18 protein-coding genes and 1 pseudogene are annotated in these 25,782 nt (G+C 57.6%); 3 read left to right on the top strand and 16 right to left on the bottom strand.

From position 1 onward, the window contains the following. The first annotated feature begins 848 nt into the window (after positions 1 to 848). Positions 849 to 989 carry a phage fiber-tail adaptor protein gene (locus tag RB548_RS32350; RefSeq protein ID WP_456300000.1) on the top strand — a complete coding sequence of 47 codons (141 nt, stop codon included), beginning with the start codon at positions 849 to 851 and terminating at the stop codon, positions 987 to 989. Between the two features lie 467 nt (positions 990 to 1,456). After that, positions 1,457 to 2,140, top strand: a complete 684-nt coding sequence (locus RB548_RS23695; RefSeq protein WP_331375741.1) for an OmpW/AlkL family protein — start codon at positions 1,457 to 1,459, stop codon at positions 2,138 to 2,140. A gap of 65 nt (positions 2,141 to 2,205) precedes the next feature. Here the strand turns inward: RB548_RS23695 and RB548_RS23700 are convergent, their stop codons facing one another. Beyond that, entirely contained in the window at positions 2,206 to 2,454 is a 249-nt protein-coding gene (locus tag RB548_RS23700) for a hypothetical protein (protein ID WP_331375742.1), read from the bottom strand. Between the two features lie 111 nt (positions 2,455 to 2,565). Between RB548_RS23700 and RB548_RS23705 the strand changes: the two genes are divergently transcribed. After that, positions 2,566 to 3,063: an NUDIX hydrolase gene (locus RB548_RS23705; RefSeq protein WP_331375743.1), complete on the top strand. Its 498-nt coding sequence runs from the start codon at positions 2,566 to 2,568 to the stop codon at positions 3,061 to 3,063. A gap of 304 nt (positions 3,064 to 3,367) precedes the next feature. Here the strand turns inward: RB548_RS23705 and RB548_RS23710 are convergent, their stop codons facing one another. From RB548_RS23710 to RB548_RS23780, 15 genes and pseudogenes are all read right to left on the bottom strand, one after another. Further along, a complete protein-coding gene (locus RB548_RS23710; RefSeq protein WP_408642455.1) occupies positions 3,368 to 4,477 on the bottom strand; it encodes an FAD-dependent monooxygenase in 1,110 nt (369 codons plus the stop codon). Positions 4,478 to 4,795: 318 nt separating this feature from the next. Continuing rightward, positions 4,796 to 5,371 carry a 4'-phosphopantetheinyl transferase family protein gene (locus RB548_RS23715; protein WP_331375745.1) on the bottom strand — a complete coding sequence of 192 codons (576 nt, stop codon included), beginning with the start codon at positions 5,369 to 5,371 and terminating at the stop codon, positions 4,796 to 4,798. 279 nt (positions 5,372 to 5,650) lie between these two features. Beyond that, positions 5,651 to 7,021, bottom strand: a complete 1,371-nt coding sequence (locus tag RB548_RS23720) for an MATE family efflux transporter (RefSeq protein WP_331375746.1) — start codon at positions 7,019 to 7,021, stop codon at positions 5,651 to 5,653. A gap of 38 nt (positions 7,022 to 7,059) precedes the next feature. Further along, positions 7,060 to 13,521, bottom strand: a complete 6,462-nt coding sequence (locus RB548_RS23725; protein ID WP_331375747.1) for an amino acid adenylation domain-containing protein — start codon at positions 13,519 to 13,521, stop codon at positions 7,060 to 7,062. A gap of 1,232 nt (positions 13,522 to 14,753) precedes the next feature. Next, positions 14,754 to 16,079: a dicarboxylate/amino acid:cation symporter gene (locus RB548_RS23730; RefSeq protein ID WP_331375443.1), complete on the bottom strand. Its 1,326-nt coding sequence runs from the start codon at positions 16,077 to 16,079 to the stop codon at positions 14,754 to 14,756. Between the two features lie 711 nt (positions 16,080 to 16,790). Beyond that, positions 16,791 to 17,996 carry a toll/interleukin-1 receptor domain-containing protein gene (locus RB548_RS23735; protein ID WP_331375444.1) on the bottom strand — a complete coding sequence of 402 codons (1,206 nt, stop codon included), beginning with the start codon at positions 17,994 to 17,996 and terminating at the stop codon, positions 16,791 to 16,793. Positions 17,997 to 18,134: 138 nt separating this feature from the next. Continuing rightward, positions 18,135 to 18,611: a toll/interleukin-1 receptor domain-containing protein gene (locus tag RB548_RS23740; protein ID WP_331375445.1), complete on the bottom strand. Its 477-nt coding sequence runs from the start codon at positions 18,609 to 18,611 to the stop codon at positions 18,135 to 18,137. Further along, positions 18,608 to 19,555 (bottom strand): caspase family protein, encoded by a 948-nt coding sequence (locus RB548_RS23745; RefSeq protein WP_331375446.1) that lies wholly within the window; start codon positions 19,553 to 19,555, stop codon positions 18,608 to 18,610. The genes RB548_RS23740 and RB548_RS23745 overlap by 4 nt, the downstream gene beginning before the upstream one ends. An 18-nt stretch (positions 19,556 to 19,573) precedes the next feature. Next, positions 19,574 to 19,945 carry a TIR domain-containing protein gene (locus tag RB548_RS23750; protein ID WP_331375447.1) on the bottom strand — a complete coding sequence of 124 codons (372 nt, stop codon included), beginning with the start codon at positions 19,943 to 19,945 and terminating at the stop codon, positions 19,574 to 19,576. A gap of 708 nt (positions 19,946 to 20,653) precedes the next feature. Further along, positions 20,654 to 21,661 (bottom strand): helix-turn-helix transcriptional regulator, encoded by a 1,008-nt coding sequence (locus tag RB548_RS23755; RefSeq protein ID WP_331375448.1) that lies wholly within the window; start codon positions 21,659 to 21,661, stop codon positions 20,654 to 20,656. Then, positions 21,658 to 22,227 carry a UPF0262 family protein gene (locus tag RB548_RS23760; RefSeq protein ID WP_331375449.1) on the bottom strand — a complete coding sequence of 190 codons (570 nt, stop codon included), beginning with the start codon at positions 22,225 to 22,227 and terminating at the stop codon, positions 21,658 to 21,660. The genes RB548_RS23755 and RB548_RS23760 overlap by 4 nt, the downstream gene beginning before the upstream one ends. Then, positions 22,224 to 22,808: a UPF0262 family protein gene (locus tag RB548_RS23765; protein ID WP_331375450.1), complete on the bottom strand. Its 585-nt coding sequence runs from the start codon at positions 22,806 to 22,808 to the stop codon at positions 22,224 to 22,226. Before RB548_RS23765 ends, RB548_RS23760 begins: the two co-directional genes overlap by 4 nt. Positions 22,809 to 23,064: 256 nt before the next feature. Then, a pseudogene (locus tag RB548_RS23770) lies at positions 23,065 to 24,042 on the bottom strand (Glu/Leu/Phe/Val family dehydrogenase). A 103-nt stretch (positions 24,043 to 24,145) separates the two neighbouring features. Next, positions 24,146 to 24,523, bottom strand: a complete 378-nt coding sequence (locus RB548_RS23775; RefSeq protein ID WP_331375451.1) for a UPF0262 family protein — start codon at positions 24,521 to 24,523, stop codon at positions 24,146 to 24,148. 12 nt (positions 24,524 to 24,535) lie between these two features. Continuing rightward, complete coding sequence (locus RB548_RS23780) at positions 24,536 to 25,717, bottom strand: acetyl-CoA C-acetyltransferase (protein WP_331375452.1); 1,182 nt, start codon at positions 25,715 to 25,717, stop codon at positions 24,536 to 24,538. Positions 25,718 to 25,782: the final 65 nt, after the last annotated feature.

The following is a 25,782-nucleotide window of genomic DNA, read 5'->3' on the forward strand; positions in this document are numbered from 1 at the left end:
GTTAGTAAGGCCGATTCCGCCGAAAGCGATGAAAGTGCCATTGTCGGAGGAAAACAGAACGTCGTGTGCGGCAGCGATTGACGGAGTGGCCACCAAAAAATAGGAATTGACTGCGGATCCGGCGATGACGCGCTTGATCAGCTGACCACGTGTTTCGTCCACCGCCTCCGTGTCGAGCCTGAGCTTCCACGCCTCTGACGCTCTTGTGGGGCATTAGACTTGCGCTCAGCGCACGCCACCGCCGTTGATGGAACCGCTTCGCGCTGCCGCCGAGCGGCAGCCCGCGTCAAGCCGTCCGGCGACTGCACGTACGTTTGGCGCATGTCGTTGTCCTTTGCTGAAGAGCGATCGAATTGTCAGCACGAGGCAGACACGCCGCGCGGATATCTTTGCCGAAACAGCGACCGCACGAGCGCATTGCCTGCGAGCGCGCTGGAAAGCTGCGCCTGATCGCGCTCGCCTCCTCGGCGATTTTACCTGAAAAGCAGTACCCAGGGACACGTCTGGGAGGTGTCCTGACACCGGTTCTGAGGGGGCTCGGCGTGTAGGTCGACGTGTCCCTGGGCATGTACCCTAATGCAACATCCCGTACGAACCGCAAAATCGATTTCTTGGATGGCGCCGATCCACCCTACGGATGAATGAAGACATGTGTGGGCCGAGGCGAGAGGTTCGGTAATGTCTGCGTCACAGTAGTCGTAGCCAACTGTCCGACGAGCCGTCGTCCTTCACCTCGGGCGGGATACTGGCCGACCAGCTCCCCTGGTTGTCCGGGTTTATAAGTGACCCTATGTATGCATACCCCACCGCTCCTATGACGGCTAACATGTTCTCCAGCGAACAATGGCATGAAATCCTGCGAACGGCTCGACGGCACTCGGATTCTTCAAGGGCCGCCTCCCACTGTCTGGCTCTCCTCCGGTACGGACGGGACGAATTACAGCCTCGTCAACCGTGTCGTGACGGCGGGCGGCAGGACGTACGACTAGACAGTGCGGCTCAAGGTGAGGGCGAAGTAGTTAACCGGCCTTCTTCAACCCGGCAGCCTTTCTAAGGTCGTCGTTCATCCGGGTTTGCCAGCCTTTGCCGCATGCTTCCGCCCATGCTGTCGGACGCTGAGCGTATACCGGCTGCCCGTACACATTGAGCTGCGGGGCGGCTACAGTGGCGCTGATGGCGATGGCTCCAGCTTCATACGGGTGCGGGAGACGACAAAGCGCACGCACTGCCGGTTACACGCGTTGTTAGAACTTCGACAACTGTCGGACATAGCACAAGGCGCTATGAATGCCATCCAATTGATCTGCAACAATGCTCCCATTCGGCACGATGCTTGCTTGCCTCTCCGCTAACGCGGTGGTCACCGCGTTAGCGGATGTAAACCCCCTCGCTAGCTGTACCGGTGTGAGGGACTCAGGAAAGGCGAGAACCACGAATCTCGGTCGAAGGAGGAAAAATGATCTCCAGCAACATCGTCCACGCCAGCGTCACCGCCGCAGCATTGGTTGCCGCCTGCACCGCGCAAGCGGCGAACCTGACGACGGCACAATTTACGGCGCCCGCCGCTGCTGCAGCGGCAGACACGACCCCTTGGCAGATACGCTTGCGGGGGCTTAACGTGATCACCAACGACTCCGGCCGCGTCGACGGAGTGCCGGGCTCGGATCTTTCCTTTTCGAATACGGTCATACCAGAATTCGACATCTCGTATTTCTTCAACGAGAATATCGCCGCCGAGCTCATCCTAGGCACAACCTACGCCAATGTTTACGGCAGTGGCTCAATTTCAACGCTCGGAGAGATCGGCAAGACTTGGCTGCTGCCGCCAACCCTGACCCTTCAATACCATTTCACCGATTTCGGCACCTTTCGGCCCTATGTCGGCGCCGGCGTCAATTATACGCTGTTCTACAACCAGTCAGGCAAAAGTGCCCGTAGCCTTGATGTCAAGAACACCTTCGGCGTCGCCCTACAGGCTGGCTTCGACTATATGGTCGACGACCACTGGGGCGTGAACTTCGATGCGAAGAAAATCTTCCTGAGACCAGATTTCGACGCCAATGTCGGTGGCACCGGCGTCAGCGGCAAGGCCAAGCTCGATCCATGGCTGATCGGCGGGGGCATCACTTACCGTTTCTAGTCCGGTATCTGTCGGCGGGGCATGGGATCGTAACGACCTGATCCAGATGCGTCTCGCGGCCAGGCTTATGGCCGCGAGAAAGTGGCGGGTTCCTTGTCATATCTCGTCGCGATGCTGTGGAACTGCTTGAGTTTGTTGAAGAACCGTTCGATCACATTTTGCTGAGGGGGACCTGAACTTGCGGTTCGTTTTGACGGAATGTCAGCCCAAGCCGTTTTTCTTTGGCCAAGAGTCTTGGAAGGTATTGGTGTCGTAGGCGCGGTCAGTAAGAGGTTCGCGTCCTCACGCATGTCTTGCAGCATCGGTTCTGCCATTGGATGGTCCTGGACTCACCCTGCCGTCGATCAAAGGTTACTCGGTCTGCCGTCTGCGTCGATGACCGCGTGGCTCTTTTTGGTCAAACCGCCTGTCTTGGTAGGTGCGCAATGAAAAACAATGAACGCTACCTTGCGCGCCTTGCGCCATCGGCCGCCACCATGATGCAAAATGGCGCGGTCGATCAGATCGGGGCGATCTGCCACCGGTTAGGCGAGAACGGAGGCGTTCAGATTCTGCTGATCACAACGCGAGCCTCTCGCCGATGGACGATACCAAAAGGGTGGCCTATCAAGGATCTGAAACCTCACCGTGTTGCCGAGCGGGAGGCGTGGGAAGAGGCCGGCATAACAGGAAAAGCGAAGAAACGCCCTTGGGGCTATTACACCTATCTCAAGACACTCGCGAATGGCAGGAAAGTTGCTCCGGTTGTCGCGGCGCACTTGCTCAAGGTGGACGGGGTCCACAGCAAGTTTCCAGAGCAGGGAGAAAGACAACTCGAGTGGCTTTCGCCGACTGACGCCGCCGCTCGTGTTCAAGAGCCCGAGTTGAAGGGATTGCTCACGAGTGTGTTGAAGAAAATTCCCGCTGAAAGCTACAGCCGGTGAAACATAAACGGCTCCCGCATAGCTCGCAGGGATGAGCGATTCATCCTGGGTAAATGGCCCTTCGTCACGGTCCGGAGAATCCGCGCCGGACGACCCTAGCTCGCAAGAGCCGCTACACGGTATCAAGATGGCAGCCGCCACTCACGGTCGGTCATGAACAGCCTTCCGAGAAGGCGACACGCGCGGCCGGGTGGCGCAGGGCGCGTCGGTAACGTTATATCGCGACTTCGCTGCCACGACCTCGTCCTTTAGATGTCGTGAGCCTGGTTTGCTCCAGCGACTGACCTTAGGCGGGCTTGCTGTGTCAGGACAAGAGCGGGCGTGTGAGGGGTTCGTAAGTGCGCCGGTACAGCGAGTCGCCGAACAGCAGCAGGACAGCGTTTCGTATCGTACTCGAACCCGTTCTGAGGTTGTCGCGTGCGCGTGACTTCTTCTGTACCCATGCGACCCGGCCAATGCGGGCCTCGTGAAACCGTTGAAGGATGCCTTCGATCGGACCGCCCTTGGTGACAAGCTCTGCAAGAACGACCGCGTCCTCGATTGCCATGCCGGCGCCCTGGGCCATGCTCGGCGATGAGGCGTGCGCTGCGTCACCGATCAGGACACAACGATTCGCTACCCACCGTCTTGCGGGAACTTCCTGCAAAACGGCTCGATGGACTGCGGTGTCCGGATCTAGAGCCGCCACCATCGGGCCCAACGGCCCGGCGAAGTCGCCGAACAGCCGTTTCAGAACATCGACGGAGCCGTCGTCGAATTCGCTCGAGCGACAGTCGGCGTATATGTACGTTTCCCTTTCACTGATCGGAATGCCGAGCAGGGTGCGGCCCTTCCCGATCATCGCCGTCCAGCCATCGATCTCGCCGTTGTTGCGGACGACCAGACGCCAGCAGGAGATGTCGATCTGGCGAGCGGCATTCGGACCGAACACTGCGCTTCGTAGCGGCGAATTGACGCCTGCCGCGCCGACCACAAGATCGTATTCTCTTTCTCGACCGTCGGAGAAGCGAACCATGCGCTTATCACCACCGGACACCGTCGAAACCGCTTCCAAGCCATAGTTCACGGTGCCACGATTCAGCGACGTCTCGAGGATGCCTGTCAGGGATTGGCGCGATAGGGCGAGACAGGGTCCGCAATCCTTCCAGACGCTTGCGGTCCTGACGTCGTTCAGAACGGAACCCGAAGGCGAAAGGATTTGTTGAGAAGCTATTGGATAGGCGACGGACCTGACTTCGTCGAGCAGCCCCAGGTCGCCGAGCGCTGTTGCGGCGTTTCCCAGAAGGAAGATTCCTGCGCCCTCGATCGGCGGCCGTTCTCGCCGTTCGACGACCTCGCACTCGACGTCTTTCATTTCCAATGCTCGTGCCGCCGAAAGTCCAGCTACTCCTGCCCCCGCAATCAATACTCTCATCGATCATTCCTGTGTAAGCGACCTGCGGTCGACATTGTTTTTCAACTTGCGAGCTCGATATGACACACTCGACGATGGATCGCCACCCGGACTTTTAGACGGCTGAGCAGTAGCCGCGTTGCCTCGTTCCGGCGCTCTCCACCTCTCGAAGGCAAGTGGAGAACCTAGTGCGAGCGCAACAATGACGAGTGGAGGGCAAGGCATTACCCGCATTCGCCCATAATGACGGCATATGCGAGGTCGCCGAAAGCCGTAGGTTAATATCCGGGCTCAACGCCCTCTGCCGCCCGGTTCCAGCGCAAAATGATCAACCTTTGATCACGGCCCCGCAATGAAAACTGCAGTCAGGATTAGTCCATTTGCAACAAGAAAGCGGCCGCGGAGCTTCCGCGGATAATCGTTCGCCAGCACGTGTGTGTGCGGAAGCTGAACAACAAATGAGCCATCGTGCGGAACGATAGTGACCACGGCATCCTCGAAGCCCAACCATTCACGCGTGAGCGGGTACCACGCCTTGAAGATGCTCTCCTTAGCGCTGAAGAGCAGCCGTCCCCAATTGAGGCGTCCGGGTGCGTTGGCAATCCAATATCGCTCCTCGTCACCCGAAATGAGCGACAACACGCCTGAGGGCAGCTCCTCGTCGACTTCTGCATCGATTCCAAGCGCAACGTAGTCTTCCTGCAAGGCCACAGCAGCGGCATAGAACCCAGCGCAATGAGTTATGCTGCCAACGATGCCAGACGGCCAAAGCGGTTCCCGGTGAGGCCCACTTGGGATCGCGCACGGAGGAAAGCCAAGCTTGGACAATGCCGCTCTAGCACAGGCCCGCCCGATCGAGAATTCACGCCTTCTGCTTTCGACTGCGGTGGCGATTGCACTCTCTTCTTCGGCCATCACTTGGACTCCGCTGCCTTCACCTGCTCGACAAGTTTGCACGGCAACATTCGATGGAAGCAGCGTTGCTATCACCTGAGACTTCCTCGCGCTCTAGCACAAAGTACTGTTGGGGGACCTCACGCCAAATCGCGCTTGCGGCCTACGGCGCATCCCTGCCGATGCCATTGAACCGGGTTCAGCATTAGCGGCTAAGATAGGCGTGACCTCCTCATTGGATCCGGCTGGTCATCTACATCCCCAGCAGGTCCGAAATGATCGCCACATTAACATCAGCTCTCAGCCTTCACCGCTCGTTGGCCGGGAAGGGAGTCTACCTTTGAGATCGCCGAACTGCCTGAGTATTACAAATACAGCCAGCAGCCCTGCCACCAGCTCAGCAGCTGCCTGGCTGATCAATACTCCGTCGAAGCCCCAAATATCCGGCAACAGTAGTATGGCTGGTACGAAGAGATATCCTTGCCTCGCGAAGGAAACGACCGCGCTCAGACGTGCTCTCCCGAACGACTGAAGCATGGTTATTACAACGTACTGAACACCAAAGAGTCCGAAAAAGAGATGGAACATGATGCAGGTCGAGACAGCGATTTCAGCCACGCCCTCGCTATCGCTCAAAAGTCGGACGATTGGCCGGGCAAAAATCACGACCACGGCAGAAAAGGTTGCTGAAAATGCAACGGCTACGGATAGCATGAACTTCGCGGCCTTCTGTACCCGAGCGAAATCCTGTGCTCCCCAGCTGAAACCGAGAACCGACTGGGAGCCTATGCATAGGCCCATTATCGGGAGTGCCCCGATTGTTAACAATCGTACGGCTATACCCACAGCGGCAACGGAATGGTCGCCGAATGGTGCGGCAGCCCTGTTCAAGAGCAAGGACGCAATAGCAGACAAAATACCCGTGACGGTTGCGGGAGCTCCAATGGCGGCGATCTGCTTTACGCGGCCGCCTTTCAAAGTGATGTAGGAAGGTCGGACACGGACAATTCCACATTGCTTCCCAAAATATAAGGCGTATAGGCTGGTGGCAGCGATCTGAGACAACAGTGTAGCGAGCGCCGCGCCGCGAATTCCGAGATCCAGCGAAAACATTAGAATGGGATCAAGCAGGGCATTCAGCGCAAAAGACGTAATCATGGTCCACATGCTATATCGTGTATTACCCTCGGCCCTCACGATGAATCCGTTGACCATGTTCAACAGCATGAGAGTGTACCCGAATACGAGCATCGATGCGTAGTCGAGCGCGGCTGGCATCATTGTCGGACTGGCGCCGAGCAAAGCGAGAACATCGCGCAAACTGAGACTCAGAGCGACAGTAAGGGCCACTCCGATCGGAGCCGCGAGAGCGAGTGCCGAGCTCGCGCCTCGACTCGCCTCTAGCGAGTTGCCGGCGCCAAGATTGCGTGACACGAAAGATGCTGTGCCGACGCCAATGCCCTGCCCAACTGAGGTGAGTAGGAGTATGATGGGCAAAGTTATGCTGACGGCTGCGATAGCCTGCGCGCCGAGCGTTCCAACAAAGATTGCATTCACGAACTGCTGAAGTGCATTGAGCGACAAACCGACAATCGAGGGAATGGCGAGCCGTATGATGAGGCGGGAAACCTTGCCATCCGACAAACTGATATGCCCTGCCGGTGAAGCCATGCGCTCGTCTTCACCCTTTATCGGTGGCTCCGACGGCCTCATCCGTCATTGCCTGTTTGACCGAATTCTCGAAATGCATCGACAGTCTGTATGAGTTCCTCGCGCAAGATCGTGCAGAGGTTGCGGGTCGTTTCGTAGCCAACTTGTCGTGGATCGTATCTCACTTCGATTTGTAGTTCGCCCGATTGGTACCCGACGCGAAACCAGAAGAGATAGTTCATAACTGACTGATCCATATCTTCGCCGATCCACAATGGGTGTGGATCTCTGGATAACAGACGGCGCGGATAATGACGTTGGAGTCTCGCTCGATAGTTCAATCCGATGCGGGGTAACGGCAGGCGATCGATGCGGTCCCGCACGGCGGGATGGCGATTCAAGAACTTCAAAGCTCGGAAACCTATGCCCCGGCGAGGCAACGAGCTGCGCTGCTGATATATGGAGCGGGCGCGGTCGGGATGAGACTCCGTTCCGGTAAGGTATAACGGAAGCGGCACCAGTTCACCGATATAGCCAATGATCTGAGACGGGTCGATGTCGTCGAACAGCTGTCCCCTGGTCGAAGTGAGGCTGTCGATCCAGAGGGAGTAATTTCCGAAAGCGCGGCCAAATGCCCCCGAAATAGCCGCAAGCACTAGATCAAAATCCTCGCATTGAGCAGACGCCGCCGCAACCTTGAGAAGTTTCCCCGTTGTCTCCTCGCTGATCCTTAGATGATAGGTGGCCTGATCTTTCCAAAGTGGTCTGCAGAATTCTTCATCGATATGTTCCTCAGAGCCCGCATAGTGGAGCCACCTCGCAGTTTCAGCAGAAAACCCCGCGGCATCCGACCCAGTGTCGCTCACACCTATGTCAAACAGGTCATACCGTATGCCCTCCCAATGCTCGAGCTCGGTTGCCGCTTCGCCATTCGCGTAATTATCCAATCGCTGCAGCCATAGAGATAGGGGCGTCGTCTCTGGATCTGCAGTAGTCCGGCCGGCAGCAAACGAATCATAGGCTGCTTCGAGTGCATTCAGGAACAGCCTGTATCCAACCCCGTCTGCTACAAAGTGGTGCAGCAAAACAAGCAAATAGTAATCGCCACTCTCTGATGTCCGGAAGGCTGAGACTCTGATAAGAGGTGTCCGACCGTCAAATCGAAATGTGCGCTGACGCTCCGCGCAGGCCTGCTCGATGGCCGTGAGTTGTTGCGCTGCGGCCATGCCGACAAGGTTGATTTCTTCTACGATGGGATCTGGTATCGATCCGATTACCTGAGATAGGCCGCTCTCCGTTTCAGCGACTCGGAGCCTCAGTGCTTCCTCCCGGCCGATGACATGCGCAAGTGCACGTTCAAGAATGGAGACATTCAAGATGCCGGCGGGCATGAAGAAGAGATCAACAATGTTGTAGTGCTCGCCGATTCCGACACAACGATTCCAATGTGAGACCGCAGGGGTCACTGGAAGCGGTCCATCGGAAGCCGATAAGGCAGATGTCGCGGCCGAGGTTTTGTACGTTGCCAGTTCCCTGATGGTTGGTGTCCGGTGCACTTGGTTGACTGTTAGGCTCAGTCCCGCTTTGCGCGCCAGTGTAACGCACCGCACACTCAGAAGCGAATTTCCACCGATATCAAAGAAGCTATCATCGATGCCAATAGATTTAGCGCCCAACAGCTCTTGCCAGATATCGGCGAGAAGTCGCTCCCTCTCCGTCCTTGGCTCAGCGGACTTGGCCTTTTGCATTTCGCGGGATGAGACGGAAGGGAGACGAGCCCGATCTATCTTCCCGCTCGCTGTGAGCGGCATATGGTGCACCGCCTGAACATCGGATGGGATCATGTAAGATGGCAGTGTCTGCCGCAGGTGGCCCACAATGTCTCCTGAGTTCAGGCCATCGTCAGCTGGGACCACAAGGGCAACCAGTCGCCGATCATCATCCTCGCCCTTTACAAATGCGGCGGCCTGCGTGATGCCAGGATGAGATACGAGTGCCGTCTCAATCTCCTCAAGCTCAATTCGAAACCCCCGAAGCTGGACTTGATTGTCCGCTCGACCGCAAATCTCCAGAAGACCTTTGGCTGAGATGCGGGCGATATCACCACTCCGATAAAGGACGCTGTATTGACCTTCATCGTACGGATTTGGAACGAAACAGTGTTGTGTTCGCTCTGGATCCTTCCAATATCCCGCGCTCACGCAGCGTCCTGCCACACAGAGTTCACCTGCGACTCCGACGGGAACCCGCTTCAACTGTGCGTCAAGGACGTACATTCTCACATTATCGATCGGGCGCCCGACGGGCACAGCTGAAGAGCCATCGTCGGCGTCGGATGTTCCGTACACCGCTGCATTAGACGCGCACTCTGTCGTGCCATAAAAATTCCACAGCGGCACATCTGGAAAACACTCTCGCCAACGAAAAGGAAGCGAAGGCGGCATCGGTTCAGCGCTGCTTGTTACCAGGCGCAGGTTGGTCATTTTCTGCAGTCGCTTTTGAGCGGCAATTAAACCGGACAGAATAGGCGGAGAAGCAAACAACCGCGTGACGTGATGCCGTGCCAATGCCCTCAACAAGAGGTCGGGGTCGTGCAACTGCTCATGGGTCAGGATCAGCGTGGGCACCCCCTTGAGGAGCCCTCCAAAGTACTCCCATGCTGCAGCAACAAGTGCCGCTGACTTCTGTATAGCCATCACGTCGAAGCGATCAAAGGGAAAGCATCGCCACATCCAGTTCAGTCGATTGAGTATTGCGGATTCCGGTATGAGAACGCCCTTCGCCTTACCCGTCGACGATGAAGTGTATATCAGGCTGGCTGCGCCCTCATCGGCCAATTCGACAGTTCGGTGCGTGAGCCGTCCGGGGGCGTATCTAGCCTCCAGGGTAGACAGATTAACGCACGGCACACCGAAATCGACCTCTTCGTCCTCGCTGGCGTGAACAAGCAGCTTCGCGCCACTGTCCCTCAGAATATGGCCGACCCGTTCCTCCGGGTAATCTGGCGATATAGGCACGGCAGTTGCCCGCAAATCCCGGATGGCCAAAGTTGTGGCCGCTACATCCGGCGACCTGTCGACCAGCATCGCAACGATGTCACCCGGCCCCACACCGCACGTTCGCAGAACGGACCGGATCGCAGCCATGCGTTCGCGCAGTTGGCCAAACGTGATTGCTCCGAACTCACCGAAGTAAGCCACCCGATCTATATTTGAAGCGCTCACCTGATCGAACGCTTCTACAAGCGAAGGCTCGTTCTCATATGACCGTTCATCGGCGTTGAGCGAGCTTAGAATGGCGACGTCCGACGAGCTGAGGCTGCTCAGGGCGACAATCGGCTCGGCCGATCTCTCGACACAGGCAGCAAGGAGATGGCGAAGATTATCGGCCATGCGAGCGATGACATCGCTCGAAAATACGTCTTCCGCATAAGCCAGTTGCAATGCAATTGCATCGCCTTCGTCCTGCGCGTAAAGCGTTAGATCGAATTTCACATAACCTGTGTCGTATTCGCGAAATGTCAGTTCCAAATCGCATTTGGCAGGGGGTTCCGCAGGCTCGGAGTACATGTTGAACATGACTTGGAAGATCGGCGATCGACCGGGCTCGCGGTGGAGTCGGGTATCCCTGACCATCCAGCTAAATGGATACGCCGAGTTCGCGATCGCATCGCTTATGAGGTCCTGCACGTGAGTTACGTGAGCCGCGAAGGACTTATTGACGTCGATCGTGGTTCGAATTGGCAGCATGTTGAGGAAAAATCCCACGATCTCCTCGGTGCCTGGCTGGCTGCGCACCACGTGCGGTATGCCAACGATCACATCGTCTTGGCCGCTATACATCCGCAACAGCAGCTTGAAGCATGCCAATAGGATTGTGGAGGTCGTGCACCTGTGCCGGCGCGCAAAATCTCGCACTTGATCAGACAGTTCGCCGCCAAGGAGAATCGCATGCGAGTTCCCGCGGTAGGAGCTTACTTTCGACCGCAGTCGATCATTCCCGAGCGAAAGTACGGGAGGATTGTCGCCTAGCTGACGACGCCAATAGCGCCGCTGATCACTCAGCGACTCCGGTGTGACATGTACACTTTCCCAGAGCGCATAGGTCGAGAGTGAAGGGCGATCTGCTGGAGAAACTGCAGCGGCATTGGAGTATCTCGTTTGTAAATCTCTGAGCAGGACAGAGATTGACCATGCATCTATGATGATTTCGTGCGCGGTTATCAGCATGAGATGGTCGTCGGCGCCAAGACGGATCAGGCGCGCACGAAACAAATTCCCCTGACTGAGATCAAAGGGATTGTTGAGCTCCGTCCGCCGCAGCTCCGCCAAAAGCTCCTCGGCCTCTTCATGAGGCAGGTGAGTGGCGTCCACCAACTCTATATCGGAGCTCTGCGGATCATCAAAAATCTGAACCGGCCCATCTTCGTCGATGAAACGTGCTGAAAGCGCGTCATGCGTCTCAACAACATCGTTCCAGGTTTTATTGAATGCGGTTAGGTCGATATCACCTCGGATACGCACGCCGCCCTGAATAATGTAATTTTTGGCAGTTGGATCCAACTGCCAGAGAAACCAAAGGTGTTCTTGCACTCGCGTCAGGGGCGCCCGTCTGAGCTTCCCACAGGCGGGAAGCACGTTCTTTGTCGTTTCGGATTGGCTTGATATCGACGATGCAAGCGACCTGATGGTCCCATTCAGAACAACCCTGAAATCCGCATTTGCTCCGAGCTGCCTCTGAATCTGAGCCAATATGAGTACCGCGCGGAGCGAGTCGCCCCCGAGATCCATGAATTGGTCATTGACGCCAATGCCTTCGATCCGAAGAACGCTGGACCATATAGCTCGTAGTGTCTTTTCAAGCTCCGTCTTTGGTTGCTCGAGCGGACCCAACTGCTCCGGGCGAACCGTTGTCGGATCTGGCAGTAACGCGAGATCTACCTTCCCGTTTCGGGTGAGCGGCATCCGCTCGACACGAATGATCCGCTCCGGAAGCATGTAGCCAGGAAGCGTTTCGGCAGCAAAGCTCCGGAGGTCACCCTCCGAAAGTTCGCCAGGAGCCGACACATAGGCCAGTATTCGTCTTGGCCCAGTTTCTCGGTTGGTGTTGGTTATTTCCCGAGCCGTGAGCTTCACGCTCTCGTTGACAGGTGCGATAGCAACGGCGGCACTTACCAAAGGATGAGCGCAGAGGCGAGACTCGATTTCTCCAAGTTCGATCCGGTGCCCCCGGATCTTGATCTGCCGATCTCGTCTACCAAGACACTCCAGCAGGCCATCTGCCCTGATGCGTCCGAGATCGCCGGTCTTGTAGAGCTGCCGATAGGATGGGTGGTCCGTGAACGGGTTCGCCAAAAAGACGTCTTTGGTACGCACGCCATCGTTGATGTATCCATCAGCGACACCGACTCCGCTAACACAGATCTCGCCAACTTCTCCCGTCTTGCACAGACGCGATCCATTGGCGACATAAACCCTGAGATTGGCAATAGGCTTACCGATGGGCAAATAGGTGTCAGCTGTGCTGGGCGGGAGAGATATCAAATGGTGTGTAACCCCATCCGCACATTCGGTCGGTCCGTAGTGATTGAGAATTGGGACTCGAGGAAAGAGTGTCAGCCACCCGTGCGCCAAGGCAGGCGTCAGCGGCTCGCCGACCGTGGAGACCTTGCGCAAGGCACGAAGAAACCGCTTCTTGACTGAGAGTGTCTGGAGATACTCAACGAAGACGGCCAGCATCGATGGAACGAATTGGGCAATTGTGACGCGATTTGCCTGCAGTGCCTCAAGAAGGGCCGTCGGAGATCTCACTGTCGAATCATCTATGATCGCGACGCAACTGCCGACGCATAACCCTGCCAAAAGCTGCCACAGCGAGATGTCAAAGCTATGCGAGGCAGTTTGTGCGACACAGTCCTTCTCACCTAGCTCGAGCGCGTCCATCTTGGCCCTCAGGTGGTTGTTCAGGCCTGCGCGCTTGACCATCACCCCCTTGGGTCTCCCCGTCGAACCGGACGTAAACAGAATGTAAGCGAGATGGCCCTCAGCAGAAGCTGGCATTCCAGGAGAGGCACGGCCACCGCGTAGCGCCGTCTGCACCGTCAAGAATTGCCGGCCGGTGCTGTTTTCCTGAAAGAGGCCAAGCTCTTCCGGTCTTTCCGGCCCGATAATCAGAGTGCATCCACTCTGCTCGATCATGAAAGAAATGCGGGAGGCCGGTAAGGACGGATCAAGTGGCAAATATGTTGCGCCGCTCTTCAGAATTGCAATTACTGTGGCTGCCCAATGAGGGTTTCGTTCACCGAAATACCCCACGATTTTACCCTCTGCGCCGCGCTCTCGCAGTGTGTTCGCAATTTTGTCCGACAGCAGTCGCAGCTCAGCATATGTGAGTTCTTCCGCGCCATGTTTGATCGCTATCCTGTTCGGGAACGACGCCGCAATTTCATCGATAGCCGTAACCACATCGATGAGCTGACTTCCGACAAATTCGGACTTCGCAGTCCGGCCTTCGTTGAGCATGCGTTTTCCTCGTAGGGCGAGACAATCACCAGGTCAGGATTCGGTTATGATATCGGGGGTGCCAGGCTGGGGCCTGGCCTGAGCGGCGCGAGGCAGAATATCGTAGGATGGGGGGTGTCGATCCAGGACCGCCGCGACACCGAAGTGTGTACCCGAACCGGAGTGGGGCCCGCGAGTATTCGACCGTGCGGGTGTCAGGGCCAAGCAGCTTTTGTCGATCGTCCCGCTGGTGCATGTGACGGCGAGGGCGGTCGTGGCGTCGGCGCCCGCGCTTATGACGCCAGACGAGCTGAAGTCCGGATCGATCGCGGAATCGACCTGACAGTTCGCGGTGATCGTCGTCTGGGTTGAGCTTCGTGGTGGCAGGCTGTCCGAATGTGAAGCCGACGAAGAGTGCCAGTAAGCGCCGCAAGCGCGTTTAAAATCTAAGTAGTGTGTTTGCACTGCGTCCGTCCGAGATGCTTCAGAAATGGAATGTTTATTGATGTTGTCATCCACGACATGAAAGTCGGGTTGGCAGCTCCTGCCGCCTCGCGACAAGGGAGTTTCAAAAGTCGTGCCAACTACGCAGGGGAGGGAACAGGAGCAATTCTCTGTATATTATCAAAGGCCTATGAAGGCGTAGGGATCGAACAGCATCGTGTCGCGGACTCGACAAATCGACAAGTAGGTGTCGGGTAATCTGACCGATCTCTGGTCGAAGTGCCGCCGCCAGACGCTTGCCGAAGCCATCGATGACACTTTTGACTAGAGGCCGAACCCTCCGGGCGCACCTTGGGCGACACTCGGTAACCAAAGGCCATCGGCGCCACGCCAGCCGACAATCGGAATGTCGCACTTGCGATCGAACTTGCCAATCGGCGCCTGGCGTACACAATTCACCGCAGTCCGGAACTTGTGGCCGGGAATCTGGATGGTGCTATCCCTCGAATAGGCGACGTCGCACGATAAGAGGGCTAGGGCGATCAGGCCGCAGAGGCTGCGCTTTGGCATAGTGAGTCCTTCCTCATTTCAGCAAATGCTGATTTTACATCGGGCGGAGGAGTTTGGCCCTTATCCTTTCCGAACTAGCTCCGGCGGACGATCCGCGAGGCGCACTGCCGTCAAGGCGGCGCACGCGTTTGAACGGTATGTGACAGGCAGGAACCGTCTCTGGTGCATTAACAAAAAAAGGGCGCAATCTGGAAAACCAGACCGCGCCAAACCGCACTTCTCGTGCGGGCCCTGGGAGGCTATTCGGCGGGCTGGACGGTCGCCGGGACGGTTTTGACCGGCGCTTCACCCGCAAGTGCCGCAGAAAGTTGCGCGTGGTCGAGCTCGCCTTCCCACCTCGCCACGACCAGCGTCGCGGCCGCATTACCGATAATATTGGTGAGCGCGCGGCATTCCGACATGAAGCGGTCGATGCCGAGGATCAGCGCCATGCCGGCGACCGGTACCGAGGGAACGACCGAGAGCGTTGCGGCAAGGGTGATGAAGCCCGCGCCGGTGATGCCGGCAGCCCCCTTCGAGCTCAGCATTGCGACAAGCAGGAGCAGGATCTGGTCACCGAGGGACAGCGGGATATCGGTCGCCTGCGCGATGAAGAGCGCGGCAAGCGTCATGTAGATGTTGGTGCCGTCGAGGTTGAAGGAATAACCGGTCGGGATGACGAGGCCGACGACCGAGCGCTTGCAGCCTGCCTTCTCCATCTTGTTCATCAGGCCCGGCAGTGCCGCCTCCGAGGAGGACGTGCCGAGCACGAGCAGCAGTTCTTCCTTGATGTAGCGGATGAGCGCGACGATCGAGAAGCCGTTGTAGCGTGCGACCGCGCCGAGCACGATGAAGACGAAGAGGAAGGAGGTGAGATAGAAGGTGCCAATCAGCATGGCGAGGTTGGCGATCGATGCCACGCCGTACTTGCCGATGGTGAAGGCCATCGCGCCGAAGGCGCCTATCGGAGCGGCCTTCATCAGGATCGCGACCAGACGGAAAATCGGCAGCGTCAGCGCATGCAGGAAATCGACCACCGGCTGGCCTTTTTCGCCGACCATGGCAAGCGCTATGCCGAAGAGAACCGAGATGAGCAGCACCTGCAGGATGTCGCCCTCGGCGAAGGCACTGACCAGCGTCGTCGGAATGATGTTCATGAGAAAGCCGGTTACCGACTGCTCATGCGCCTTCTCGGTATAAGTGGTTACCGCCTTCATATCGAGCGAGGCCGGATCGATATGCATGCCGGAGCCGGGCTGGACCACATTCGCGACCACCAGACCGACGATGAGCGCCAGCGTCGAGAAGGTCAGGAAGTAGATCATCGCCTTGCCGGCGACGCGACCGACCTTGGCGAGATCGGTCATGCCGGCAATACCGGTCGCGACCGTCAGGAAGATGACCGGCGCGATGATCATCTTGACGAGCTTGATGAAGGCATCGCCGAGCGGTTTGAGCTCGGTGCCGACATCCGGATAGAAATGCCCGAGCAGGATGCCCGCAGCGATCGCCGCGAGGACCTGGACATAGAGATGCCGATAGAGCGGTGTCTTGCCGCGGACCTCCGCGGAATGTTGTGCGATCATGATATCCTCCACGCGGGCCTAGTCCGGCAACAGGCCGGGCCTCCCAGGCCACCTTCCGAAGATCGACAGCACCGCTGCCTTGTAGAGCTATCGAGCAAACGGCATGCCAACCGACAGCGGCTCGATTAACGCCCTGAAATAGCGAGGCATTCCTCTTCGAGCGCCGGAGCCCAACACAAACGTGTGCGGAAATCCGCAAGATCGACCGGGGCAATGGGCGAAAACATACACAATGCTGTCATATTCAGAGCGGCGACGACCTTCGCGCATCGCGCGCTCGCGTGCGGCGAGGACGGTCCCGACCCATGCTTGTGTGACGCGGGCCGGCAGCCCATAGAAGACGAAATCCTGGGCGGAGGGAGCCTTGCCGACGTAACGAGAGAAAGGGCCGGAGGACAGCGGAACGAGGCGTAGCGGTTACTCAAAGTACCTGTTAGTTCAGCATAAAAAACTGACGGTCCTGCAAAAAGGCCAGTGGCGTAGCCCGCTGGAGTGGATCGGGGACAAATACGCCGCAGATCTCAATCAAATCCCCAAGGGGCACTCTTTCATAGTACCCTATCAAGATTGATACCTCGTTCGGAGATGTTTCTTCCGCCCAGACAAACGTGTCTCTGGTCCCTAGAGGCGTATAGTGAACATCCTCCGGGGAGCTAACCGTGTTCTTTCGACTGGGCCACCGCCGCAAGCATCGCCAAGCTGAATCGCCCGCTAGTTTCGACTCTTCACAAAGCGGCGGGTGTGGTCCGTCGCCACGACCCTGAACGAATACCAGTCGTTCGCCAATGTCCGATAATCAATGATGAGCTTCCGCTCCATGAGATATGCGAGAGCGGGATTCATGCGACGAACATCCCAAGAGTACCGGGCAGCCACCTCTTCGGTATTGTGGGGCATTGAAGGATCATTGACTAGATCGGCGGCTAAACGAAGAGCATCCTTTTCGGGCGACCAATCCTTGAAGAAGCCGTCGAAGGCAGTGTACAGCGTGGTCTTCGGCAGGACCCTGTTGAGGGTAACCGTAACCATGTCGCCCAGCTCATAGAGGGCATCTTCGATGTCTTCTACCGAGACACCGATTACTGCCGCGAGCTCGTCGGTTTCCTTCTGCGGATCTCCAAATAATGCCGTTTTCGTTTCGCGAACGAAAATCTCCGCAATCGCCGTTGCGGTCTTCGAATGACTGGTGGTGGGCAGCTGCGTTGTCGCTGGTGCCTTTCCAAGTGGGGGTTTGCGCGAGATGCCGTGAATATCGTTTACAAGATCACGGATGCTTTCATCGAAATTCTCGTTTGTAATCTCAGGAGACATCATCCCTGAAAGCAATGCGGGGAGCTGGCTCGCCGGCAGTTCGTGTCGCAGGGCAACGAATCGCGCTTGTCCTGCAATGCGCTTCACAAGACCAGCATCCATTTCTTGATTAACCCAAGGCTTCTTCTGCGAACCGGGTGTCAACAGCACGATAAAATGGGTACATCCGGCGAGGCCTTCATCGATGCGCTGACGGAGACTGTCGCCTGCCTTCATCTCCCATTCCGCCCACCAAACGTCGATTCCGTGCTCCATCAGCGAATTTGCAATCCGCCGGGCGATATCACCGTCATCAAAGGAATAGCTCAAGAACGCTTTTGGTTTCAGAGTTTGGTCTGTTGCCATAAAAATGGTGGCCTCTCTATCGTCCCGGTCCATTTGCTCCTTTACATGGTCAAGAAGAGATTGTGTGCCTTCAATCTTAAGGTGAAGGTCCTCGATCGTGTTTCCCAAAACCAATACGGTCGGAAATTCGCCAGTCTCCGGATGGCGAATGGAGGCGAAACGCTGCCACAACTGTTCCTTCATCTGCTCGACTGCCGCTGTCTCAATATCCTTTGCGAAGGTACTGGCGTTGAAGGGCCGCCCTTTATACGTCAAAGCCATCATTCACTCCCATCGCCTTTATTCTTCATCATGTCGCCAAAGCCGGAACGGATTCTGCCAAATGAAGGGCGTCCGAATGTCTCTTGCGTAGCTCACGACATCGGTCGCAACTCTGATGCGCACTGATACCAATTCTCATCACTGGCCGAGATCTTTCCTCAGGATCGAGTAGAAGTCGCGCGTGGCTCTAAACCGCGCGACCCCTTCATTGAGCGTGGCACGTTTTTGAATGAGGCTGCGCTGAGCGGCCCTGGATGCCTTGGCATAGAGGTCAAGATCAGCATGGGAGCGAAGGTATGGCCATTTACGGAGATACTCGGGCGGTCGAGTCGCACCCTCCGCATATGTGGCCAAAGGATAGTCCTTTTCAGTCGCAACGCCGATTTCCCACGGCACCCACCAAGACTGTTGAGTTTTCTCCGAAACTACTGCCAGCAGTTGCGTACATTTGCCCATCTCAGTCTGGATATGCAGAGCGAGATCCTCGCCCTTCTGGATATTGGGATCGATTAGATCGAGGTAGCTATCAATCTCATGACGCGTCTTGAGCCGCCGGGCAATATCAGCTGCCAGCAGGCCGTCGGCGGCTTGATGGGAAATAAATACCTTTATCAAATCAAACCTCTTTCGACCAAACGACGATAATGCTCACCCAATGCGGTAAGTTTCGCGGTTCGGCTCTCCATTGCTGCGTAGTACATATGTGGAGCGCCGACCGGCACCAGCAAATTGACGCGATTGAACTTCTGCAAAATGGCAAAAACAGCGTTCTTGTCCGGGTCAGGATTGGGGCTATCCGGTTCATATTCCGGGCTAAGCGGAAACTCATAACCGGGCGAAGGAAAAAACTCCGCAATCCTTCGAAGATGGCCCAATTCCAAAGGTGGCTGGACGGATCGCAGCGATACGAATGTCTTCACATTGGTTTTGAATACCGGGCGTTGTGCCCATGGTCCGAGGGACTGATCGACATGCGCGTACACACCACCTGGCGTCACGTCGCCAACAAGGTTGGCTGCGGCACCACCTAGAGCGTCCACGAGAAGACCGGTGAACACGCCGGAACCATTTTCTTCTGTCGCGTATTGCTCCGCCGTCGAAGCGGTCAGGATTGTCATCCCATCAGACAGCTCTGACATCGCGGGTTGTCCCGGATCCTGGGCTATTCCGCCCCCGTGGCAGCTGTCCAAAATAATGACTTTATTGCGGGACTTCGACTTGTTGGCAAAGATCATAATGTCGGAGAGTGCCAACCCATCATCGCCGCTCTTTGTATCGCTGGCACAAAGATAGCCGCCTGTCGATTCAATGTAGCCGTGCCCCGCAAAATAAAGGAGTGCGATCTCGTCATCTCCTTCGAATAGTTCCTTTATGGCATCGCGCAGCTCTTGCCGCGTCGCCACGTCACCAGCGCCAGTGATCAACCGGACGCCGAAGTTCACGGAGCCGTCTGCATTGCGGTCCAGCATAGCCTTGACCGCATAAGCGTCGTTGACGCACCCATGGAGGCTGGAGATGTGCTTGTAGAAGTCAATCCCCACAACCAAAGCCTTACGCATGCCACTCCCCTTTGCCCGTTACAGTCTGTCGATAAAGTTCTTGATGTTGTCCCAGGTCCAAGGAACGGTAGTGACACCGTCAAGCTTTGAACGATCGTCGTTATAAACCCATATCGCCAGGATCGGCTTTTTCTCTTCTTTCGCGCACTGAATTTCCCATTTCTGACCAGAGGACCGCAGCGAGTTCTTGCTGGCGAGAGCAATCACCCCGTGCGATCGCCGGATACGCGTGCGCACCTTTTCCTTCCAATCTGTCTCGTAGGCCTCTTTGACAGACGTATCGATATACTCGAAAGGCGATTTCGTGTGCAGAGATTGGCCTTTAAGGAAGTCCCGTGACCGCTCATCCTCGATGGCAAACGCCACAAACACTATTTTCTTGTCACCCATGAGAATCATAGCCTCCACTTGATGTAGCCATTGGTTTCATTGCCATAGTTCGTCGGATAGGCGAAAAAAACGCGAAATCCATATTATGGAGCGGGACGGGCCGATCTGCTGAACGACGAGCCCTGCCGCCAACGAGCCCAGATCGCAGCAATCCTTGAGGCTCCTCCTGGTATTCCTGACGGCCTGCTCCCGCTTCAGCTGAGGATTGGCCTGACTATTCACGGCGCTATCAAGCGACACGCCACAGGTTCGAGCCGCTGTCAGGTCACGCCTCCATCAGCTGTAGATTCGGCAGCCGCACCTCGTGCGGCATTGAGAAAAAGGTGGCTGCCGCCGAAACGTGTTCGACGACAGCCAGGTCGCCCTGGGAGGTCGGGCGGAAGAAGGATGAGTCTTGGCGGGATCAACTGCGGGTATAACTGTCCGATCCGGCCAATCAGGCACAGAAGACACTTCATTGACACACGCAGAAACTGGAGAAAAAGCGGGGGCCGTTGAAACAGATCAACGACATCCGAATGACCTGAGAGGGCGGGGAAAAAGTCGCCACACTTAGGGTTGAAGTATGTTCAGGATCGACCGGTTGCTCGGCGTGGATGATGTGGCCGCTATGAAACGAACACTTGCATGTCTCGACCGAGGAGACCTCGGTCGTGCAGCTCACTGCAACCGGCTTCCACATGGCGAGATCCAGGTCCGTCTCTTTCATCAGGTTTCATCGCTTTCAACGTTATCCATCTTGCCCTCATCGCGTGCGAAGCGCAGGGCGGAAGAGGGGCTGCAGCCGTAGGCGCTCCTGTAGAGAACCGAGAAACGACTGAGATTGGAAAACTGGAGGCTCATCGCCAAGTCGGTTATACTCGTCATTCGGCCGGCCTTGATCGCGCCGTGCGCTGCAGCCAGCCTGTAACTACAGAGAATGCCAACGGGCGAGTCGCCGCGATGGCTACGGAACATCCTCTGCAGCGCCTGCGGGCTGCAGCCTGCAGCGACCGCGAGATCGTCGATGGTTATCGGGTTGGATAAGTTCTCCCGCATGAAGGCCTCGGCCTTGAGGAGTTGCCTTGGGGCATCCGTCAGCGATCCGCGCCCGAGTTCCTCGGCGAGGTTGTGCGGCGTCTTGGCAAACAGCTTCGCCAGTGCCAACTGTTGGTACGCTTTTGCCAATATCGGTCTTTCTTCAGAAGAAACGGAAGAAAGATCCTCTTCTGCCTGTCTGAGCGTTCGATAGAGGCCCAGCCCATCGTCTTCACAAAACCTGATCGGCGGCAGCACGAATTCCTGGACATATGGCCGCCCGGTCAAGTCCTCAAAGTGTCGCCGCAAGGTGGGCTCGGGAATGTGGAACGCCAACCACGAACTGTGAGGTTCGATAGCCAAGCGTTTTCCAGAACTTTCGCAGGCGCTTGCAACGTGGTTCGCGGGGATGGACAGAACCGAGCGCGCCGTGCGATCACTAATTTCCATCGCGCCGGCCAGCACGAAATAGATGCTGATGCGCGCCGTATTGCGTCTGGCGACGGCGCCGATACCGACGGAATGCTCGATGGTCACTATCGAGCCCGTGTGAAGATATTGTCGCCTGAACTTGAGTGAGCAATCTTCATCCGAATGGGCCGTGATCGTCCACCGCCAGTTCGGTTCCACGGCATCAAGATTGCGCCGGATCGCATCATTCGAACTTGCTTCGAAGCCAATACTTCTGAGCACACTCATCCACGATGCTCCCTTTTAGTCAAACCGCGACTCGGTCCCAATTGGTGGCGCGGGGCTGCGCCTTCGTTGTCATTATTGGAGGGTGCGCTCGGCGATCGTCGCATGAGCAGTACGTAGATCAGCGTGAACAGCCGTCGGGCGGTGTCTTTGTCGACGATCACCTTGGCCGCGAGCCGCTCTCTCAGTACTTCGGCGGCGTCGTTGTGAATGGCACGACGGCCCATGTCGATTGCTTCGAACCTGGCGGGGCTCGCGCCTGGCATGGCGTCGTAGAAACTCTCGCAGGTCAGGATGTAGTCCTTGAGCAGCCGGCGGAAGGGCGCGAGCGACAGGAAATGGCTCATGACATGCGCTCCCGCCTCGGTTGAGATATGCAATGCTAGCTGCGCCCCCGCCAAGGCGAGGCTGAGGCGATAGGGCCCGCCGTCATGACCGACTGGAATGAAGGTGTTCTTCTCGAGCAGGTCGTAGACGGCAATGGCGCGTTCCCGCTCGAAGTGGGGATTGCGGCTGCTGAACGAGCCGTCAAGCGTCACATGGCCCAGTCGGAACGCGGCGGCACTCATCGACGTTGCTCCGCTCGCGAGGCTTCAATGCCGATGGCGATACCCACTCCAGCACCGGTGCAGAGCTTCCTCAGACCGGGTTGTGGCACTTCTCGAACCGCTGCCGGGTGGCGTTCTGCAAAGAGCGCATAGAACAATGTGAACAGCCGCCGAGCGGTGTTTTTGTCAACAGTAACCTTCGGCGCGAGCCGCTCTCGGAGCACGTCCGAGGCGTCATCATGAATTGCCCGACGGCCCATGTCGATTGCTTCGAGCCTTTGCGGGTTCGGGTGTGTCAAGGCGTTGTGATAGCTTTCACAGATCAGGAAGTAGTCCTTGAACAGCCGACGGAACGAAGTGAGCGACAAGGAGTGTCTCACCACATGCGCGCCGTCCTCCGTCGTGATGTGCAGCGCCAAGCGTGAATCCGCTAATGCAAGACTGAGACGATAGGGGCCGCCCTCATGACCGACGGGAACAAAGGTGTTGTACTCAAGCAAGTCATCGATGGCGATCGCTTGTTCGCGCTTTAGGTGCGAGTTGCGGCCGCTCAAGGAACCATCAAGCGACACGTCGTAAAGCCGGAACATGGCGGCGGTCATCGACGTTGCATCCGGTCGTAAGGATGCAATGCACATGGCGATGGCTCTTCGACGGCCATTGCAGAGCTTCGCCAGGGCCGATTGCGGCGCTTCATTCTCATTCGGCTGAAGGGTGTCAAGATTGAGTAGCTGTCTGCGCATGGTTTCATAAATCTTCTGAGCACGTTCTTCCGGTATGTTTCCGAACTTGCGGCTGACTTGGGCCGTAGGAGTTATGTTATAACATCGCATAAGATAGCTTATGGAACTCGGAAGTTCATATCCCTATAGCTTCATAGGCATCGGCAATCTGTCGGATTGATGCAACGTAGGCGGCGGTTCGGTAATCACCGAGTTCCGGTTGCTGTTCGATGAGGTCGGCGATGCGCCCCCAGGTGCTGTGCATAACGTCTTCCAGCCCGGAACGGACGAGATCGATTTCAGCGCCGCCTTCGAGAAACTCGTCTCGGATATCGGCAGGGAATTCCTTGCCGGTCATGCGTTCGAGTGCCGCGGCAATCGTCTGGTTGCGCCGCTCGCGCCGGCGCCGCTCCATCAGGCCGAAGGGGATATGCGTCAAATTCTTCACCCACTCGAAGTAGCTGACGACAACGCCGCCGGCATTGACGTAGAGATCGGGAAGGATGGTAACGCCACGGGTGCGCAGCACTTTGTCGGCCTCGAAGGTAACCGGGCCGTTGGCTGCCTCGACCACCAGGTTTGCCTTGATGCGGTCTGCATTGCCCGCATGGATGGCATTTTCGACAGCGGCTTGACGGTCACGCAGGCGCGGGCATTGATAACGTCGGTCGGGTTGGCGCGGCGGAACTCGTCCATCATCCAGGCCATTTCCCGCTCGCCCGTGCCGATGTCGGGCGCCGGGACGTTGACGCCGGGGCCGATCAGGCCGCGCTTGTTGAGCTCCTGCGTGAAGCGGCGGGTGATACGCTCGAGTTCCTGCGGGGTCCATTCGCGCGGATCGATTTTCAGCGCGCCCTTCGAGCCGCCGAAGGGAACATCGATCAGCGAGCATTTGAGTCATGAGTGCCGCCAGCGCCTCGACTTCCTCAGCGTCAGCATTCGACGCATAGCGGATGCCGCCCTTCACCGGTTCGCAGTGTTCGCTGTGGACCGATCGCCAACGGATGAAGCTGTACATGCGGCCGCGTAGCCGGACGCCGAACCGTACCGTGCAGGTCGAGTTGCACTGCATGATCCGCTCCGACAGGCCTTCCGGCAGGTCGAGGAACGTCATCGCATGGTGGAAGTTCTGGTCAACGCTATCCAGAAAGCCCGCGGAGCTGGTTTCTCCGGACTGTATGCCGCGATGTGGTATTGCATTCACTTGGGGTTCCTCCTTAGGCAGCCTCGTTATGGACGCCACGCCGGCCCATATCGATCGCCTCAAGCAGTTCAGGGCCTGGGTGGCGGATGGCGTCGTAGTAACTCTCGCAGATACGGATGTAGTCTTTGAGCAGTCGACGGAAGGGGGTGATCGACGGGTGGTGACTGACGACATGCTCGCCCTGATCATCAGCGACATGTATTGCAAGGCGCCCTACAACCGCTTCGATCCTGAGGCGATAAGGCCCCCCCGCCGTGACCGACCGGGATGAATGTTTGCTTTCCAACAGGTCGATGACCGCGAGCGCTTGCTCCCGCTCGATTCTCGCGTCCCGGCCACCAAACGACCGGTCGAGCGATACGTCGCAGAGACGGTACTCGGCGGAGGTCATGACCTTGTCCCCTCAAAGCGTTTCCACACACATGGCGACACCCATGCCGCCGCCGATGCACAAGGTGGCAAGGCCCTTGGAAACCCCGCGCCGCTTCATCTCGAACAGTAGCGTATTGAGAACGCGCGCACCGGAAGCGCCGATCGGATGGCCGATCGCGATCGCACCGCCATTGACGTTGACGATCGACGGATCCCAGCCGAGGTCCTTGTTGACGGCGCAGGCCTGTGCCGCGAAGGCCTCGTTCGCTTCTACGAGCCCGACGTCGCCGACGGACCAGCCGGCCTTCTCCAGCGCCTTGCGCGAGGCCGGGATCGGCCCCGTCCCCATGATCTGCGGATCGACGCCGGCCGTCGCCCAGGAAACGATGCGGGCAAGCGGCTGGATGCCGCGCCTGCCGGCTTCCGCCTCGGTCATCAGCAGCGTCGCGGCGGCACCATCATTGAGCCCGGACGCATTGCCGGCAGTGACGGTTCCTTCCTTGTCAAAGGCGGAGCGGAGCTTCGCCATGGAATCGAGCGTGGCGCCGTGGCGGATATATTCGTCCTGGTCGACGGTCACATCGCCCTTGCGGGTCTTGACGATGAACGGCACGATCTCGTCGGCGAAACGGCCAGCCTTCTGTGCGGCTTCAGCCTTGTTCTGCGAAGCGAGCGCGAATTCATCCTGCTCTTCACGGGTAAGCTGCCACTTGCGGGCGACGTTCTCGGCGGTGATGCCCATGTGATAGCCGTAGAAGGCGTCCGTCAGGCCATCCTTGATCATCGTGTCGATCGTCTTGAAATCGCCCATCTTCACGCCGCCGCGAAGGTGCGCGCAATGCGGTGCCATCGACATCGATTCCATGCCGCCGGCCACGATGATATCCGCATCGCCGGCCACGATCTGCTGCATGCCGAGCGCCACGGCGCGCAGGCCCGAACCGCAAAGCTGGTTCATGCCCCAAGCCGTCTTCTCCTGCGGGATGCCGGCCTTCATCGCAGCCTGACGGGCCGGGTTCTGCCCTTCGCCCGCGGAAAGAACCTGGCCGAGGATCACCTCGTCCACCTCTCCCGCGTCGACGCCCGCCCGCTCGAGCACAGCCTTGATGGCGCCCGCGCCCAACTCGTGCGCGGGGGTGTTGCCGAAGGCACGGTTGAAGGATCCGACGGCGGTGCGAGCCGCGCTGGCGATGACGATCGATGGGGTGCTCATGGTGGTCTCCTCTATGGTCCTGCGAAGCCGGCAGACTATCGGCTCCAGCCTTTCGGCAAAGAACC

It is taken from the genome of Sinorhizobium chiapasense (genome assembly GCF_036488675.1).
Classification (GTDB): domain Bacteria; phylum Pseudomonadota; class Alphaproteobacteria; order Rhizobiales; family Rhizobiaceae; genus Sinorhizobium; species Sinorhizobium chiapasense.